General features: G+C 69.1%; 12 protein-coding genes. 7 read left to right on the top strand and 5 right to left on the bottom strand.

Features of this window, described 5'->3' with window-relative positions; genetic code table 11:
* Positions 1-176 precede the first annotated feature (176 nt).
* Positions 177-1,403 (top strand): alpha/beta hydrolase family protein, encoded by a 1,227-nt coding sequence (locus D3H54_RS01755; protein WP_149383289.1) that lies wholly within the window; start codon positions 177-179, stop codon positions 1,401-1,403.
* Positions 1,404-1,642: 239 nt separating this feature from the next.
* Here the strand turns inward: D3H54_RS01755 and D3H54_RS01750 are convergent, their stop codons facing one another.
* Positions 1,643-2,995 (bottom strand): acetyl-CoA C-acetyltransferase, encoded by a 1,353-nt coding sequence (locus D3H54_RS01750; protein ID WP_286199079.1) that lies wholly within the window; start codon positions 2,993-2,995, stop codon positions 1,643-1,645.
* Positions 2,996-3,067: 72 nt separating this feature from the next.
* Here D3H54_RS01750 and D3H54_RS01745 point away from each other — a divergent pair, with 72 nt between their 5' ends.
* Together D3H54_RS01745 and D3H54_RS01740 are read left to right on the top strand one after the other, a co-directional pair.
* Positions 3,068-4,432 carry a 3-oxoacyl-ACP reductase gene (locus tag D3H54_RS01745; RefSeq protein WP_286199078.1) on the top strand — a complete coding sequence of 455 codons (1,365 nt, stop codon included), beginning with the start codon at positions 3,068-3,070 and terminating at the stop codon, positions 4,430-4,432.
* A gap of 40 nt (positions 4,433-4,472) precedes the next feature.
* Entirely contained in the window at positions 4,473-5,288 is an 816-nt protein-coding gene (locus D3H54_RS01740) for a MaoC/PaaZ C-terminal domain-containing protein (RefSeq protein ID WP_149383288.1), read from the top strand.
* A 58-nt stretch (positions 5,289-5,346) separates the two neighbouring features.
* Here D3H54_RS01740 and D3H54_RS01735 read toward each other — a convergent pair whose 3' ends face one another.
* Together D3H54_RS01735 and D3H54_RS01730 are read right to left on the bottom strand one after the other, a co-directional pair.
* Positions 5,347-5,967 (bottom strand): TetR/AcrR family transcriptional regulator, encoded by a 621-nt coding sequence (locus D3H54_RS01735; RefSeq protein WP_149377588.1) that lies wholly within the window; start codon positions 5,965-5,967, stop codon positions 5,347-5,349.
* 33 nt (positions 5,968-6,000) lie between these two features.
* The gene (locus tag D3H54_RS01730; RefSeq protein ID WP_149377587.1) at positions 6,001-7,212 is read right to left on the bottom strand and encodes a glycoside hydrolase family 3 N-terminal domain-containing protein; all 1,212 of its coding nucleotides are present in this window, start codon (positions 7,210-7,212) and stop codon (positions 6,001-6,003) included.
* 141 nt (positions 7,213-7,353) lie between these two features.
* On the opposite strand from D3H54_RS01730, the gene D3H54_RS01725 reads away from it, so the two are divergent.
* The 4 genes from D3H54_RS01725 to D3H54_RS01710 are packed head-to-tail and all read left to right on the top strand — an operon-like array spanning position 7,354 to position 14,316.
* On the top strand, positions 7,354-7,527 hold the full coding sequence (locus tag D3H54_RS01725) for a DUF2613 domain-containing protein (protein WP_071948071.1): 174 nt from the start codon (positions 7,354-7,356) through the stop codon (positions 7,525-7,527).
* Between the two features lie 46 nt (positions 7,528-7,573).
* On the top strand, positions 7,574-11,857 hold the full coding sequence (locus tag D3H54_RS01720) for an alpha-(1->3)-arabinofuranosyltransferase (RefSeq protein WP_149377586.1): 4,284 nt from the start codon (positions 7,574-7,576) through the stop codon (positions 11,855-11,857).
* A 10-nt stretch (positions 11,858-11,867) separates the two neighbouring features.
* Entirely contained in the window at positions 11,868-12,857 is a 990-nt protein-coding gene (locus tag D3H54_RS01715) for a phosphotriesterase family protein (protein ID WP_149377585.1), read from the top strand.
* Positions 12,850-14,316 carry an AMP-binding protein gene (locus tag D3H54_RS01710; RefSeq protein ID WP_149377584.1) on the top strand — a complete coding sequence of 489 codons (1,467 nt, stop codon included), beginning with the start codon at positions 12,850-12,852 and terminating at the stop codon, positions 14,314-14,316. The genes D3H54_RS01715 and D3H54_RS01710 overlap by 8 nt, the downstream gene beginning before the upstream one ends.
* A 1-nt stretch (position 14,317) precedes the next feature.
* Here the strand turns inward: D3H54_RS01710 and D3H54_RS01705 are convergent, their stop codons facing one another.
* Both D3H54_RS01705 and D3H54_RS01700 read right to left on the bottom strand, forming a co-directional pair.
* Positions 14,318-15,289, bottom strand: a complete 972-nt coding sequence (locus D3H54_RS01705) for an SIS domain-containing protein (protein ID WP_149377583.1) — start codon at positions 15,287-15,289, stop codon at positions 14,318-14,320.
* Positions 15,279-16,490: a glucosamine kinase gene (locus D3H54_RS01700; RefSeq protein WP_149377582.1), complete on the bottom strand. Its 1,212-nt coding sequence runs from the start codon at positions 16,488-16,490 to the stop codon at positions 15,279-15,281. The genes D3H54_RS01705 and D3H54_RS01700 overlap by 11 nt, the downstream gene beginning before the upstream one ends.
* Position 16,491: the final 1 nt, after the last annotated feature.

Here is a 16,491-nt window from a genome sequence, read left to right as displayed (position 1 = left end):
ACGGCTCCGGGACCTTCGGGTCTCGGAGCCGTTGGCGTTTCGGGGCCGTTGGCGTTTCGGGGCCCTGTGACCGGGGACTTTGGACCCTTGTTGCCAGCTGACGGCCGCAATTGGCTTATATCGGGACTTTGGGCCCTGGCAGGGTGCTGGGCATCCGCTACATTCTAGGAATGGCAATGCTCGACAGCAACGATGCAATCCCCGCGCATACCGCGCCCACCGGCAAAAAGCCGAGTGGTGGAGCTCCGCTGGCGAATATTGTCGCGCCGTTCACCAAAACCGCTGGCTACTACGCACGGTCCTGGGGCGCATACCTCGACGGCGGCAGCGGCGAGTTGCCCGTCGCGCGACCGACCCTCTCCCTGGCCACCCACGCCCTGCGGGACGAGATCGTCCTGGTCGGCCTGCGCATGCGTCGTCCGCTCAGCGACGCCGCGGTCTACGACAAGATCAACACCGAAGTCGTCAAAGCCATCGACTTCTACGGCAAGCAGGGCTGGCTGGCCAGGCCGGAAGGGTTCTTCGCCGCGCCGCCGACGCCGACCAACGTGTCGATCCGGACGTTCGGCAAGGGCAACCGCAAGCACGAGCGGATGTCGTTCGACAGCGGCTACACCCCGTACTCCCGGGAACCGGGACGCCAGCGTTGGCTCAGCTACACCGGCAACCGCCGCGAGTACGCGCTGATGCTGCGCCACAGCGAGCCCCGCCCGTGGCTGGTGTGCATCCACGGCACCGAGATGGGCCGGGTGAACCTGGACCTCACGTTGTTCCGGGCATGGCATCTGCACGAGGCATTCGGCCTCAACGTCATCCTGCCGGTGCTACCGATGCACGGCCCGCGTGCCAAAGGTCTGCCCAAGGGCGCGGTGTTCCCCGGTGAGGACGTGATGGACGACGTTCACGCCACCGCCCAGGCGGTGTGGGACGTTCGCCGGGTTCTGGCCTGGATCAGGTCACAGCAACCCGACGCGCGGATCGGGGTGAACGGCATCTCGCTGGGCGGCTACATCGCCGCCCTGGTCGCGAGCCTCGACGAGGATCTGACGTGTGCCATCCTCGGGGTGCCGCCGGCCAACCTGGTGTCGATCCTGGGCCGGCACGCCGGACTGAGCCTCGACGATCCGCGGCACCGGACCCTGGAGCTGGCGGCGCCGATCGGGGACATGATCTCGCCGCTGTCGTTGCAGCCGAAGGTCGCGCCGGAGGGCCGGTTCATCTACGCCGGCGTCGCCGACCGGATAGTGCACCCGCGCGAGCAGGTGCTGGGATTGTGGGAGCACTGGGGGCGGCCGGACATCGGCTGGTATCGGGGCGGGCATACCGGGTTTTTCCAAGCCCGTCCGGTCCAGCAGTTCGTGGACGCCGCACTTGTGCAGTCGGGGCTCGTAGACCGGGGCTAGCGGAGAGAAGTCTCCAGCAGGTACGAAGGACCAATCTTTGGGCCTCGTAGAGACCGCCGCTGGAATCCCCTCTTGTCCAGCGGCGGTCCTCTGTTTGTGCACTAGAAAGCACACAAACAAAGAGGATGCCCCGTGTTGCCGTCGGGTCGGGGGGTCAGACGGCAACACGGAGCTATCCAATACATCTGTAGCCCGCACGGGTTCGTTACAAACCCACGGAAACTTTTTTCGATTTTTTTCTACGCCTCGAGAATCGCCGTCACGCCCTGGCCGCCGGCGGCGCAAATGGAGATCAAGCCGCGGACCGGCTGACCCGTCTCCTTGTGCTTTTCCGCCAGCTGTTTCGCCAGCTGAGCCACGATCCGGCCGCCGGTCGCGGCGAACGGATGGCCGGCCGCGAGCGAGGAGCCGTTGACGTTGAGCTTGGAGCGGTCGATGCTGCCCAGTGCGCTATCCAAGCCGAGCCGCTCCTTGCAGTACTCCTCGGATTCCCACGCCTGCAGGTGGGCCAGCACCACCGACGCGAACGCCTCGTGGATCTCGTAGAAGTCGAAGTCCTGCAAGGTCAGGCCATTGCGGGCCAGCAGGCGGGGCACCGCGTACGTAGGTGCCATCAGCAGGCCGTCGGCGCCGTTGACGTAGTCGACCGCGGCGGTCTCGGAGTCGACGAAGTAGGCCAGCGGAGTCAGCGAATGTGACGTCGCCCACTCATCGCTGGCGAGCAGTACCACCGACGCGCCGTCGGTGAGCGGCGTCGAGTTGCCCGCCGTCATCGTCGCGTCGCCGTTGCGCACGCCGAACACCGGCTTGAGCTTGGCCAGCTTCTCGGCGGTGGAGTCGGCCCGCAGGTTGTTGTCCCGGTACAGCCCGAGGAAGGGGCTGACGAGGTCGTCGAAGAAGCCGGCGTCATAGGCGGCGGCCATGTTGCGGTGGCTGGCGGCGGCCAGCTCGTCCTGATCGACGCGCTTGATCCCCATCTGCTTGGCGGTGATCGCGGCGTGGTCGCCCATCGACAGCCCGGTGCGCGGCTCGCCGTTGGTCGGGATCTCGATGCCGAGGGAGGCGGGCAGCTTGCCGACCAGCTTCAGCCGGTCCACGTTCGACTTGGAGCGGCGCAGATTGAGCAGGGTGCGACGGAGTTCGTCGCCGAGGCCGATCGGGGCGTCGGAGGTGGTGTCCACCCCGCCCGCGGCCGCGGCCTCGTAGCGCCCGGCGGCGATGCCGTCGGCGGCGGCGATGGCAGCCTGCAGACCGGTGCCGCAGGCCTGCTGCAGATCGATCGCCGGGGTGTACGGCGACAGTTGGCTGCCGAGCACGCTCTCACGCATCAGGTTGAAGTCGCGGCTGTGCTTGAGCACCGCGCCGCCGATCACTGCGCCGAGCTGCTCGCCGGCCAGGCCGAAACGGTCCACCAGGCCGCCGAGGGCAGCGGTGAACATGTCCTGATTGGATGCCTGGGCGTAGGCGCCGTCGGAGCGCGCGAACGGAATGCGGTTGCCGCCGATCACGGCGACCCGACGGCTGTTTCTAGTGGTAGAGGCCACGTCAATCTCCCCTTTGGGTTCGGTTTGAGAGGGGGTATACCCACCCATACTACGCACGGTCCTTACTCTGGAGTAAGTTCGTTCCCGGTCCACCCGCATCGCAACTCGAAAGGCATGTTCGTGGCTTCCGACCTCTTCTCGCAGATCGTCAACTCAGCGCCGGGCTCCCTGCTGGCCAAGCAGCTCGGCATTCCGCAGCCGGAAACGCTGCGCCGCTACAAAGCCGGTGAGCCCCCGCTGGCCGGCTCGCTGCTGATCGGTGGTGACGGCCGCGTGGTCGAGCCGCTGCGCGCGGCGCTGGCCGAGGACTACGACGTGGTCGCCGACAACCTGGGCGGCCGCTGGGCCGACTCGTTCGGCGGACTGGTCTTCGATGCCACCGGCATCACCGAGCCGGTCGGGCTGCGTGGTCTCTACGAGTTCTTCACCCCGCTGCTGCGCAACCTCGGCCCGTCGGGTCGCATCGTCGTGATCGGCACCACGCCCGACGAGGCGGGCAGCGCCAACGAGCGCATCGCCCAGCGCGCCCTCGAAGGATTCACCCGGTCCCTGGGCAAGGAGGTGCGCCACGGGGCCACCGTCTCGCTCGTCTACCTGTCACCGGCGGCGAAGCCCGCCGCGACCGGACTGGAGTCGACGCTGCGGTTCCTGCTGTCGGGCAAGTCGGCCTACGTCGACGGGCAGGTCTTCTATGTAGGGGCGGCGGATTCCACCCCGCCCGCCGATTGGGACAAGCCGCTGGACGGCAAGGTTGCGATCGTCACCGGCGCGGCCCGCGGCATCGGCGCCACGATCGCCGAGGTGTTCGCCCGGGACGGCGCCAAGGTCGTCGCGATCGACGTCGAGAGTGCGCGTGATGCGTTGAGCGAGACCGCTGTGAAGGTGGGCGGCACCGCCCTGCCGCTGGATGTCACCGCCGAGGATGCGGTGGACAAGATCACCGAGCATTTGCGCGAGCACTACTCCGAGCACAACGGGGGCCGTGCCGACATCCTGGTCAACAACGCAGGCATCACCCGCGACAAGCTGCTGGCCAACATGGACGATGCCCGCTGGGATGCCGTAGTCGCGGTGAATCTGCTTGCACCCCAACGCCTTACCGAAGGCTTGATCGAGAACGGCAGCATCGGTGAGGGCGGACGGATCATCGGGTTGTCCTCGATGGCCGGGATCGCGGGCAACCGCGGCCAGACCAATTACGCGGCCACCAAGGCCGGCATGATCGGCCTCACCGAGGCGCTCGCACCGTCGCTGGCGGAGAAGGGCATCACGATCAACGCCGTCGCACCCGGTTTCATCGAGACCGCAATGACCGCCGCGATCCCGTTGGCCACCCGCGAGGTCGGCCGCCGGCTGAACTCCCTGTATCAGGGCGGCAAGCCGGTCGACGTCGCCGAGACCATCGCCTACTTCGCCAGTCCCGCGTCGAATGCCGTGACCGGCAATACGATCCGAGTCTGCGGCCAGGCGATGCTGGGAGCTTGAGGTGACAACCGTGACCGAACAGCCGAGCGGACTGCGCAACATGCTGCGCGCCGCGGCGGGCTCGCTGCCATTCATCCCGCGCGGCGACCACCTGCCCAACCGCACCCTGACGGTCGATGAATTGGCCATCGATCCGTCCAACGTCGCCGCCTACGCGGCGGTCACCGGCCTACGGTTCGGCGACACCGTGCCGCTGACCTATCCGTTCGTGCTGACGTTCCCCACCGTGATGTCACTCATCACCGGCTTCGACTTCCCGTTCGCCGCCATGGGCGCAGTCCACGTGGAGAACGAGATCACCCGGTACCGCCCGATCGCGGTCACCGACACCGTGAAGCTCGCGGTGCACGCCGAGAACCTGCGGGAGCATCGCAAGGGGCTGCTGGTCGACGTCATCGCCGACATCCATGTGGGCAACGAGCACGCCTGGCATCAGGTCACGACGTTCCTCCACCAGCAGCGCACCAGCCTGTCCGGTGGGCCCAAGCCCGAGCCGCCCAAGCGGCCGAAGCTGCCGCCGCCCAATGCGATCCTGCGGATCAGCCCCGGCCAGATCCGGCGCTACGCCTCGATCGGCGGGGATCACAATCCGATCCACACCACGTCGATCGGCGCCAAGCTGTTCGGCTTCCCCACTGTGATCGCCCACGGGATGTTCAGTGCGGCAGCGGTTTTGGCCAACATCGAGGCGCAGATTCCCGATGCGGTCCGCTACTCGGTGAAGTTCGGCAAGCCGGTCATCCTGCCGGCCACCGCCGGTCTCTACGTCGACCGGGTGACCGACGGCTGGGACATCTCGATGCGCAACCTGAGCAAGGGCTACCCGCATCTCACCGGAACGGTGCGCGGGCTCTAGCGATTTCGGCGCGCTGTCGTTCGCCCAGCGGCGATTCGCGCGCCCAAATCGCAAAAGATCAGGGGGTCGCGGTCGAGGCTTCCTTGTCCGCGGGGGCGCCCTTGAGACCGCGCCAGAACAGATTGATCAGCATGTCGGCGGCCTCATCCACATCCGCGTCGCCCGTGCTGACCCGGGTCGCGACGGCCTCGCCTGCGCCCACCAGAGCCACGGCCATCATGTGGAAGTCGGTGTCGGGCTCGGGATGCCGGGTGCCGGCCTCCAATAACCGCGAGACCATCTCGATGATCTTTTCGCGGCCCTCGCGCACGGTGTGGGCGAATGCCTGCGAGCTGGTGGCCTGGGTATAGAGCACTATCCACGAGGCGCGGTTGGCGTCGATGTAGCGCAGCACCGACGAGATGACGCTGCGCAACAGCTCGTGCGGGCTCTGCTTGAGGTCGATGTCCGCACCGACCGCTTCGGTGAAGCGGCTCAGTTCCCGGCTCAGGCAGGCCCCGAAGAGTTCTTCCTTCGAGCCGTAGTACAGATACAGCATCGGCTTGGAGATCTGCGCCTCCCCGGCGATGACGTCCATCGACGTCTCGTGATAACCGTTGACCGAGAACATCTGCACAGCGGCGTCGAGCATCTGCTGCTCCCGCACGGCACGGGGCAACCGCTTCGTGCCACCCGCCATCGCCTTGCCTTCCTGCCCGCCGAATCTCTCAGGCTAACCGCCGCAGCGGGGACTTTGCCCTTTCAAACGCGCCATTCGCAATATCGAAGTCTCGATCGCGGGCAGCGACAGCTCTCCCGCATTGACCGCCTTCTCGAGCCGGTCGAGCACCGCGGGCACCTCGTCGGTGGTCACCCACAGCGCGACGTCGGTGCCGGCCTGCAGGCTGCGCAGCACCGCCTCGGCGACCCCGTACCGGTCGGCGATGGCCGCCATGCTGGACAGGTCGTCGCTGAAAACCGGCCCGTCGAAGCCCGGGCCGCCGTAGCCGCCGCTGCGCAGCAGACCCACCGCCGCGGCGCTCAGGCTGGCCGGCGTCGTGCCGGTCAGCCCCGGCACCTCGAGGTGGCCGACCATCACGGCGACGGGCGCTTCGGTGGTCAGCGTGCGGTAGGGCACCAGGTCGTTGGTCATCAGTGCGTCCAGCGGCGGGGTGGTGACCGCGCCGGCGGTGTGCGAGTCGCCCGAGCCGTGGCCGTGGCCGGGAAAGTGCTTGAGCACCGGGAGCAGGCCGGCGTCACGCAGACCGCGGGCGAACGCACCGGCGTACTCGGTGACCTTCGCCGGGTCGCCGGAGAACGACCGGTCGCCGATCACGGTGTCGTCCGGGGCGTCGGTGACGTCGACGACGGGCGCGAAGTCGATGGTGATGCCGAGCCCGCGCATCTTCTGTCCGCGGTCCAGCGCCAGCTGATAAACCTGCTCCGCGGTCTGGGTCTGCGCCAGCACCCGGGCCGACGGGGCATCGCCGATCAGCGACGTCAGCCGCTCCACCCGGCCGCCCTCCTCGTCGACGCTGACGGCCAGCGGGAGCGGGCCGGCGTTGGCGTAGTCGGGCAGCGAGCCGTCGGTCAGCATCGACAGGTCGGTCCAGCTGCCGATGAAGATGCCGCCGACGTGATAGGTGTCCACCACGTTGCGCGCATCGGCGGCGCCCTTGACCCCGACCATCAGCACCTGGGCGAGCTTGTCGCGCGTCGACATGGCACTCAGCAACCCGGGGCCGTCGCCGCACGCCGGCGGCGCCGGGGCGGCCGGTGCCGGGACCGGTCCGGCCAACGGCACCGAGCTGGCCGACGACGGCTTGCTGGCCGGGGCCGACGACGACGCCGCGGGGCGCGAAGCGGTCCCTGAGCAGCCGACGAGCAGCAGGGGTAGTGCCGACAGGGCCGCGACTCCGCGAATCGAGAACAGGCGGTTAGGCATCCGCACATGCTGTCACGGCCCTCGCCGAGGGCCAACCAAGGTTGGCCGCGTGCTAGGTTTGCCAGCGGGTATTCACCCGTGACATTGCGGGTCTTCACCCGATGATCTGCACCGTCCCAGCACCCGCGAGGAGAAGCGACCATGACCCGGTTCGTGGTTCCTGCCGCCGCCAGCATCGTGGTCGGTCTGCTGCTCGGAGCCGCCGCGATCTTCGGCGTGACGCTGATGATCCAGCAGGACACCAAACCGCCGCTGTCGCCCGGCGACCCGGCGTCGTCGGTGCTGAACCGCGTCGAGTACGGCAACCGCGGCTAGCCTGAGCACGCTCGCCGCCGCCTCCCCCGCGGTCACGGAGGCGCCCATTACGACCCCGCCGCTATCGCGGCGTTGGCTCTCCTGTGTCTTCCTTGTCGCGCTGGTGTTGTGTTTCGCCCAGTCGCCGGGACTGATCTCGCCGGACACCAAGCTCGATCTGACCGCCAATCCGCTGCGTTTCCTCAGCCGCGCGGCCAATCTGTGGAACAGCGACCTGCCGTTCGGGCAGGCACAGAACCAGGCGTACGGCTACCTCTTCCCGCACGGGGCGTTCTTCCTGCTCGGCGACACCCTCGGGTTGCCCGGCTGGGTCACTCAGCGGCTCTGGTGGGCGTTGCTGCTGACCGCCGGATTCTGGGGCCTGTTGCGGGTGGCCGAGGCTCTGGGCATCGGGACCCGCTCGTCGCGCATCATCGGCGCTCTGGCGTTCGCGCTGTCCCCGCGGGTGCTGACGACGCTCGGGTCGATCTCGTCGGAGACGCTGCCGATGATGCTGGCGCCGTGGGTGCTGCTGCCGGTGATCCTTGCGCTGCGCGGCAGTGACGGAGCCACCGGACCGGCGTCGGGGAGAAGCAGATCGTTGCGGGTGCTGGCCGGGCGGGCCGGCCTCGCACTGGCGTTGATGGGCGCGGTCAACGCGGTCGCAACGCTCACCGGCTGCCTGCCTGCGATCATCTGGTGGCTGTGTCACCGGCCCAACCGGGTGTGGCTGAGGTTCAGCGCGTGGTGGGCGCTGGCCTCGGCGCTCGCAGTGACCTGGTGGGTGGTCGCGCTGCTGCTGCTGGGCCGGATCAGTCCGCCGTTCCTGGACTTCATCGAGTCCTCCGGGGTCACCACGCAGTGGGCGTCGCTGACCGAGATGCTGCGCGGCACCGACAGCTGGACGCCGTTTGTCTCGCCGAACGCCACCGCGGCGGCCGAGCTGGTGACCCAACCGGCCATGGTGCTGGCCACCACGCTCGTCGCGGCGGGCGGGATGGCGGGGCTGGCCTTACGTTCGATGCCGGCCCGCGGCCGGCTGATCATCATGCTGCTCACCGGGGTGGTGCTGCTGGGCCTGGGCTACTCCGGTGGACTCGGCTCGCCGGTGGCCCAGCACGTGCAAGCCTTCCTCGACGCGGCGGGCGCCCCGCTGCGCAACGTCCACAAGCTGGAGCCGGTGATCCGTCTCCCGCTGGTCCTGGGGCTGGCACACCTGCTCGGCCGAATCCCCCTGCCCGGCAGCGCGCCCCGGCCGGTATGGGTACGGGCGTTCGCGCATCCAGAGAACGACAAGCGGGTGGCGGTCGGCATCGTCGTGATGGCCGCGCTGATGGTCGCCACGTCGATGGCATGGACCGGCCGGCTCACTCCCCCCGGTGCATTCAGCGCGATCCCGGATTACTGGCACCGGGCGGCGGACTGGCTGACCAAGAACAACACCGGTCAGCCCACGCCGGGCCGGGTTCTGGTGGTTCCCGGTGCGCCGTTCGCCACCCAGGTATGGGGTAACAGCCACGATGAACCGCTGCAGGTTCTCGGCGAAAGCCCTTGGGGGGTACGCGATTCCATCCCGCTGACCCCGCCGCAGACGATTCGTGCGCTGGATTCGGTGCAGCGGCTGTTCGCCGCGGGGCGGCCGTCTGCGGGGCTCGCCGACACCCTGGCCCGGCAGGGCATCTCCTACGTGGTGGTCCGCAACGACCTGGACCCCGACAAGTCGCGCTCGGCCCGCCCGCTGCTGGTGCACCGCGCCATCGACGGGTCGCCGGGTCTGCAGAAGGTGGCGCAGTTCGGTGAGCCCGTCGGACCGGGCACCCTGGAAGGTTTCATCAGCGACAGCGGGCTGCGGCCACGCTATCCCGCGGTGGAGATCTATCACGTTGGCGCCCAGGGTAATCCGGCGTCACCGTACTTGACCGATGCCAGCCGGATGGCACGGATAGACGGCGGCCCCGAAGTGCTGCTGCGCATCGACGAACGCCGCAGGCTGCTCGGACTGCCCCCGCTCGGCCCGATGCTGCTGACCTCGGATGCCCAGCGCGCCGGGCTTCCGGTGCCGGTGGTGACCGTGACCGACACCCCCGTCGACCGGGAAACCGATTACGGCCGGGTCGACGACCACTCGTCGGCGGCCCGGGCCGAGGGCGACCAGCGCAACACCTTCAACCGGGTGCCCGACTACCCGGTTCCCGGGGCCCGGCCCGTCCACGGCGCCTGGACCGGAGGGCGGCTGTCGGCGTCGAGTTCGTCGTCGGACGCCACCGCGCTGCCCAACGTCGCGCCGGCCAGCGGACCCGCCGCCGCCATCGACGGGGACTCGGCCACCGCCTGGGTGTCGAACTCGTTGCAGGCCGCGGTCGGACAGTGGCTGCAGGTCGACTTCGACCATCCGGTCACCAATGCGACGCTGACGGTCACCCCGAGCGCCACCGCCGTCGGGGCCCAGGTTCGCCGACTGCAGGTGTCCACCGAGAACGGAACCACCACAGTGCGCTTCGACGAGCCGGGCAAACCGCTCACGGTGGCGTTGCCGTACGGCGAGTCGCCGTGGGTCCGGATCACCGCGATCGGCACCGACGACGGCTCGTCGGGCGTGCAGTTCGGCATCACCGATCTGTCGGTGACCCAGTTCGACGCCTCCGGATTCGCCCATCCCGTTGACATCAGGCACAGCGTCGTCGTGCCCGGCCCGCCCGGCGGGTCCGCGATCGCCGCCTGGGATCTGGGCTCCGAACTACTCGGGCGCCAGGGCTGCGCGGATTCCCCTGACGGGGTGCACTGCGCGGCGTCGATGTCGCAGGCCCCCGAGGAGCCGGTCACCTTGAGCCGCACGCTGACCGTGCCCAAACCGATCGACGTCACCCCGACGATCTGGGTACGTGCCCGCCAGGGGCCGCACCTGGCCGACCTCATCGCCCAGCCGGGCACCGTCCGCTCGCGCGCCGACGCCGATCTGATCGACGTCGACGGATCCGCCTATGCCGCAACCGATGGCGACCCGCGCACCTCGTGGACGGCACCGCAGAACGTAGTGCAGCATCGCAGCGCCCCCACCCTGACGGTCACTCTGCCGAAGCCGACCGAGGTCACCGGGCTGGTGTTGACCCCGAGCTCATCGGCGCTGCCCACCCATCCCACGATGGTGGCCGTCGACCTCGGTGACGGCCCGCAGGTCCGCCGGATGGACGCCGCGCCGGATGCCGGTGCGCAAACGGTGACGCTGCGTCCGCGACTGACCGACACCATCCGGATCAGCTTGCTGAACTGGAATGACGTGATCGACCGCACCGCACTGGGTTTCGATCAGCTCAAGCCTCCCGGCCTGGCCGAGGTAGGTGTGCTGGGCCCCGACGGTAAGCCCGTCGCCGCAGCCGACGCGGCCACCAACCGCAAACGCACCATCGAGATACCCTGCGGCCAGGGACCGATCGTCGCGGTGTCCGGCCGGTTCGTGCAGACCTCGGTGACCACCACCGTCGGTGCTCTGCTGGACGGTGAACCGGTCCCGGCCCGCGCGTGCGACCCGGCGCCGATCGCTCTGCCCGCCGGCCAACAGGAGCTGCTGATCAGCCCCGGCTCGGCCTTCGTCGTGGACGGAGCCCAGCTGTCCGGCCCGCTGGCGGGCCAAATCACCACCGCACCAACGACTCCCGCCGACATCACCGGCTGGGGTGCCGACCGTCGGGAATTCAACGTCAGCCGGGCCCCCACCGCACGCGTGCTGGTGGTCCCGGAGAGCGTTAATCCCGGCTGGGTGGCCCGACTGCCCGACGGGGTCACACTCACGCCGGTCATCGTCAACGGCTGGCAACAAGGCTGGGTGGTGCCCGCCGGTGAACAGGGCACCGTCACGGTCAGCTTCCCGTCGAACCGGATCTACCGGATCGGCCTCGCCGTCGGCCTGTCCCTGCTGCCGTTGTTGCTGTTGCTGACGCTGGTGCCACCGCGCCGGCCGCCTGCAGCGTACGAGCCGGCCCGGCCCTGGGCTGTTCCCCTGCTGGCCGGTGCCGGGGTGCTGGCCGCGGGAGGACTGATCGCGGGCGTCGGCGGCCTGGTGGTGTTCGGGACCGCGATGCTGCTCAGATACCTGCTGCGCCGGCGGCCCCGGCTCCGCGACCGGCTGACGCTGGCGGCCAGTGCCTGCGGGCTGATCGCAGCGGGCGCGCTGCTGTCGCGCTATCCGTGGCGCTCGGTCGACGGCTACATCGGCCACTCCCCCTGGGTCCAGCTGCTCGCCCTGATCGCGGTCGGCGCGCTGGCCGCATCGACACTGTCCCCGGTTCGCTTCGCTGCCCGGCGAAAGCGAACTGACAGCGAAACCACCGAGGACACAAGCATTTCCCGTTAGGGTGTCACCCATGACAGAGCCGTCACAGGTCGAGACCGTGCGAGGCCCGGTCGCGACCAGCGACCTGGGTGTGGTGTTCATGCACGAACACGTTTTCATCCTGTCGCAGGAGATCATGGCCAACTATCCCGAGGGCTGGGGTGACGGCGAGGCCCGCGAGGCCGACGCGGTCGCCAAGCTCAACGAGCTGAAGGCACTCGGGGTGGACACCATCGTCGACCCGACGGTCATCGGGCTGGGCCGCTACATTCCGCGCATCCAGCGGGTGGCCGCGCAGACCGACCTCCAGATCGTGGTGGCCACCGGGATCTACACCTACAACGACGTCCCGATGTACTTCCACTTCACCGGCCCGGGAACCCTGCTGGACGGCCCGGAGATCATGACCGATCTGTTCGTCCGGGACATCACCGAGGGCATCGCCGACACCGGCGTCAAAGCGGGAATCCTCAAGTGCGCCACCGACGAACCTGGCGTCACCCCGGGCGTCGAACGAGTGCTGCGCGCGGTGGCCCAGGCCCACAAACAGACCGGGGTGCCGATCACCACCCACACCCACGCGCTGAGCCGGCGCGGTCTCGAGCAGCAACGGATCTTCGCCGAGGAGGGGGTCGACCTGCGCCGGGTGATCATCGGGCACAGCGGCGACACCACCGACCTGGGCTACCTGGAGGAGCTGATCGCCGCCGGCTCCTATATCGGCATGGACCGCTTCGGCCTGGACGGCTTCCTCAGCTTCGACGACCGGGTCGACACCGTGGTGCGGATGTGCGAACGCGGGCACGCCGACAAGATGGTGCTGTCCCACGACGCGTCCTGCTACATCGACTGGCTGCCGGAGGAAGTCGTCCCGGTGGCCATGCCCAACTGGCATTTCCGGCACATCCACAACGATGTCCTTCCCGCGCTGCGCCAGCGCGGAGTGACCGACGAGCAGATCACCACCATGCTGGTGGACAACCCCCGCAACATCTTCGCCGAGCACGGTGCCTATGAGTGACGAGATCCCGGCGCTCGGGGCCCGGCTGAGCCAGCTGGCCGCCGAGGCGCCCGATCGCCCCGCCGTGTCGTGCGAGGGCCGCACCATCACCCGCGCTCAGCTGGAGTCGGCGTCGAACCGGCTGGCCCGCGCCTATGCCGAACTCGGGGTCAGCCAAGGCGATTACGTGACGATCGCGGTGGCCAACTCCATCGAGTGGGTGCAGGCCACGGTGGCGGTGTGGAAGCTCGGCGCCATACCGCAACCGCTGTCGCCACGGATGCCGGACGCCGAATTCGAAGGCCTGCTGGACTTGAAGCCGCGCGCCCTGCTGGTCGGCCGCGCCGACCCGCGCGGGGTGGTGCCGTCGGTGGCCGCCGACTTCACCGGCAGTCCGGATCTTTCGGATAGTCCACTGCCCGAAGCAGTTTCACCGGCGTGGAAGTCGATCGCCTCCGGTGGCAGCACCGGACGGCCGAAACTGATCGAGGCCGGCGGGGACAGCCGGTATCCGGCCGACCTGGTGGCGATGGGGATGGGCAACGAACCGACCGACACCCAGCTGGTGCCCGTGCCGCTGAGCCACAACACCGGATTCACCTCGGCCACCATCGCATTGGCGACCGGGCAGCACCTGGTGCTGCTACCCAGGTTCGACCCGGAGCGCTTTCTGCGGGTCCTCACCGACTACAAGGTGAACTACCTGACCACCGTGCCGACGATCATGCAGCGACTGCTGCCGGTCTACCATGCCAACCCGGACGCCTACGACCTGTCGTCGCTGCGCCGGCTGTGGCATGTCGCCGCGGTGTGCCCGCCGAACGTCAAGCAGGCGTGGATCGACCTGCTCGGCCCGGATGCCGTGTGGGAACTCTACGGCGGCACCGAACTTCAGGCACTGACGTTCATCAGCGGCTCGGAATGGCTGACCCACCGGGGATCGGTCGGGCGGGTGGTGGCCGGTGAGATGAAGGTGCTCGACGATGACGGCGCCGAATGCCCGCCGGGGGTGCTCGGGGAGATCTACATGCGCCCCAACCCGGGTTCGCGCCCCACCTACCGCTACATCGGCAGCACCGCCAAGTCCCGCGACGGCTGGGACTCGCTCGGGGATCTCGGCTGGTTTGACGCCGAGGGCTATCTGTACCTGGCCGACCGCCGGGTCGACATGTTCACCGTCGGCGGCCGCAATGTGTATCCCGCCGAAATCGAGAGCGCCCTGTCCGAGCACCCCGCAGTGCTGTCCTGCCTGGCCGTCGGGGTGCCGCACGAGGACCTCGGTCAGGTGCCATATGCGTTGGTGCACACCGACGGTGAGGTGCTGACCGAAGACGATGTCAAGAAGTTCGTGGCGCAGCGGCTGGCTGACTACAAGGTGCCCCGCGCGGTGGAGTTCGTGGACACCCCGCTGCGGGACGACGCAGGCAAAGCCCGCCGATCCGCAGTACGGGATCAGGTGATCGCCCGGCTGCAGGCCTAGCTTAGCCCTTCGCCGTCTCCTGCCAGGCGCGGGCCGCGACCAGTTCCGGCACCAGAACCTCGGTCAGCAGTCGCACATCGTCGTCCTCCTCGCCGGGGTACCGGACCTCCAGCCGGGCCCCCGGCACGGTGCCGCCCACCGCGACAACGGTGGTGCCGCGCAACGTCGTCCACTCCGCCATCTGCTCCTCCCACTCCGAGCCGGCGAACACCAGCATCCGGTAGTCGGTGGTCTTGGTGAGGTAGACGTCGACGTGGCTCCAGTCGCCGGTCTCGCATCCGACGGCAGGACGGCGCGGCCCCTCGCGCAGCATCAGCGCACCCTGCTGCGCCGAGCAGAACCGGTGCGCCGGCGCGACCAGGTGAGTGCCCGTCGGCCCGAGCAGCGCGTCGGCCACCTCGGGACGCCAGGCCGCCTCGGTGTCGAGCAGGTGTGCGCTCGCCTGCGCTGTCTGTGCGATGGCGGCGACCAGACCCGCGGTGTCCTGCCCGGCCAGGTGCGACTCGAGCGCCATCAGCAGCGCCAGCGTGTGCTGATAGCTCCGGCAGGCCACCCCGCCGCGCTCGGGCTCGGCCGCCAACTCAACGACGGCGGAGCAGGATTCGGTGATTGTCGATCCTGCGGTGTTGGTTAGCGCCACCGTCGTCACCCCGGCGGGCAGCCGGCGCAGCGCATCCAGTGTTTCCGCCGAACCCCCCGTCGCCGAGGTCGCCACCACCAGGGTGCCCGGTCCCCAGCCCGGCAGCAGACGGGTGGACGCCAACTCCGATACCGCGAGCAACCCTCGCGCGCGCATCCGCGCGGCCACGACGCCCGCGGCGTAGGCGGAGGACCCCATCCCGACGAACACCACCCGCTCGACGGTGGCCGGAAGCACCGGCGCCCAAGGATTGTCGGCGGCGAGCCGCTCGGCGAGCCGAGACAGCGTCTCGGGCTTGCGGGCCAGGTCCGCGGCAAAGCCGTCAGGGTCCACCGGTGATTCCTTCGTCGAGCAACATGGGCAGTGCCGCCTCCGGAACGTACATCCAGCGCGGCAAATGCCTTGCCGCGTAGACGACTTCCCGCAGCACCTGCTGCAAGCGGAATGCTCGCAGACCGGCCGGATCGTACAACTCGCCGTGCCCCAGTGCGGCCAAGTGTGTGGCGTAGCTGCGGGTGAACTGATCGCGAGCCAGCAGGTCGACCCTGGCCAACGCCAGCTCGTCGACGCGGTGGTGACGGCGGGCGACGATCGCCGCGTGGGTCAGCGACTGTGCCAACCCGGCGACGTCGAGGACAGCCGGGATCGGCAGAACCCGCTCGGCGGGCGGCAGTACCGGGTTCCCGTCGAAATCGATGACCGCGTACCCGCCGGGATGTCGCAGCACCTGGCCGACGTGCAGATCACCATGGCCCTCGATCACCGGAGTCCCGGCCATCGCGCCGAGGCTGTCGAATATGTCGCTGACCACCCGGCTGTCGAGAAGATCGCGGACAGCCGGATCACTGTGCGCCCGAGCCTCATCCAGGGTCACTGCTGCCGCCGCCCGCCACCGCTCGGCGTCGGCGGACGAAGCGATGGTCGCGGTGACCGCCAATGCGGCGTGCAGTTCGGCGATCACAGTACCGACGTCAGCGGCCGCCGACACCAGGTCATCCACCGGGGCGTCGGGCCCGGCTGCCGCCGCCGCGATCAGGTCCACCGCCCACGTCCACCCGTCGACGGCGCCGGGCAAATACTCGTCGGCCCCGGCCACCAGCGTCTCCGTGCCGTCCCCCGATCGCCAGGTGAGCAGCCCCCACGGGCACGGCATGTGTCGAAAACCATTGGCGCGCAATATCTCGATCCGGCGTGGCGCCGGATGCGGTCCGGCCTGGAGATGCGCGGCCCACTTCACCACCGCCGCATCACCCACGATCACCGATTCGTTGGTCTGATCCACGGTGATCGCCCGCTCGCCCGCCGCGACCCGCGCCGACCAGGCGTGCACGGTGAACGATCCGATCTCGGACACCTCCGGCGCAGCCGCCAACAGCGCCAGCAGCGCCTCGGCGACACCATCGCCGGGCCGGGCGCGCAACCAGGATCCATTGGAGTCGCGGGTCTGCGGTTCGGCGGTCAACCCGTCTGCGGTCGCGACGATCGAAAGTCGCTTACCATCAACCAGATCCAGTGAGTCGAGTTCACCGCTCACG

The sequence above is a fragment of the Mycobacterium sp. ELW1 genome, from assembly GCF_008329905.1.
Taxonomy (GTDB): domain Bacteria; phylum Actinomycetota; class Actinomycetes; order Mycobacteriales; family Mycobacteriaceae; genus Mycobacterium.
This window is presented reverse-complemented; position numbering and strand designations above follow the sequence as displayed.

Bases quoted from the DNA above. Each gene is read 5' to 3' on its own strand.
- D3H54_RS01730 (WP_149377587.1), bottom strand. From the start codon at position 7,212: ATGCCTAACCGCCTGTTCTCGATTCGCGGAGTCGCGGCCCTGTCGGCA.
- D3H54_RS01740 (WP_149383288.1), top strand. From the start codon at position 4,473: ATGCTGCGCGCCGCGGCGGGCTCGCTGCCATTCATCCCGCGCGGCGAC.
- D3H54_RS01725 (WP_071948071.1), top strand. From the start codon at position 7,354: ATGACCCGGTTCGTGGTTCCTGCCGCCGCCAGCATCGTGGTCGGTCTG.
- D3H54_RS01750 (WP_286199079.1), bottom strand. From the start codon at position 2,995: ATGGGTGGGTATACCCCCTCTCAAACCGAACCCAAAGGGGAGATTGAC.
- D3H54_RS01755 (WP_149383289.1), top strand. From the start codon at position 177: ATGCTCGACAGCAACGATGCAATCCCCGCGCATACCGCGCCCACCGGC.
- D3H54_RS01735 (WP_149377588.1), bottom strand. From the start codon at position 5,967: ATGGCGGGTGGCACGAAGCGGTTGCCCCGTGCCGTGCGGGAGCAGCAG.
- D3H54_RS01710 (WP_149377584.1), top strand. From the start codon at position 12,850: ATGAGTGACGAGATCCCGGCGCTCGGGGCCCGGCTGAGCCAGCTGGCC.
- D3H54_RS01715 (WP_149377585.1), top strand. From the start codon at position 11,868: ATGACAGAGCCGTCACAGGTCGAGACCGTGCGAGGCCCGGTCGCGACC.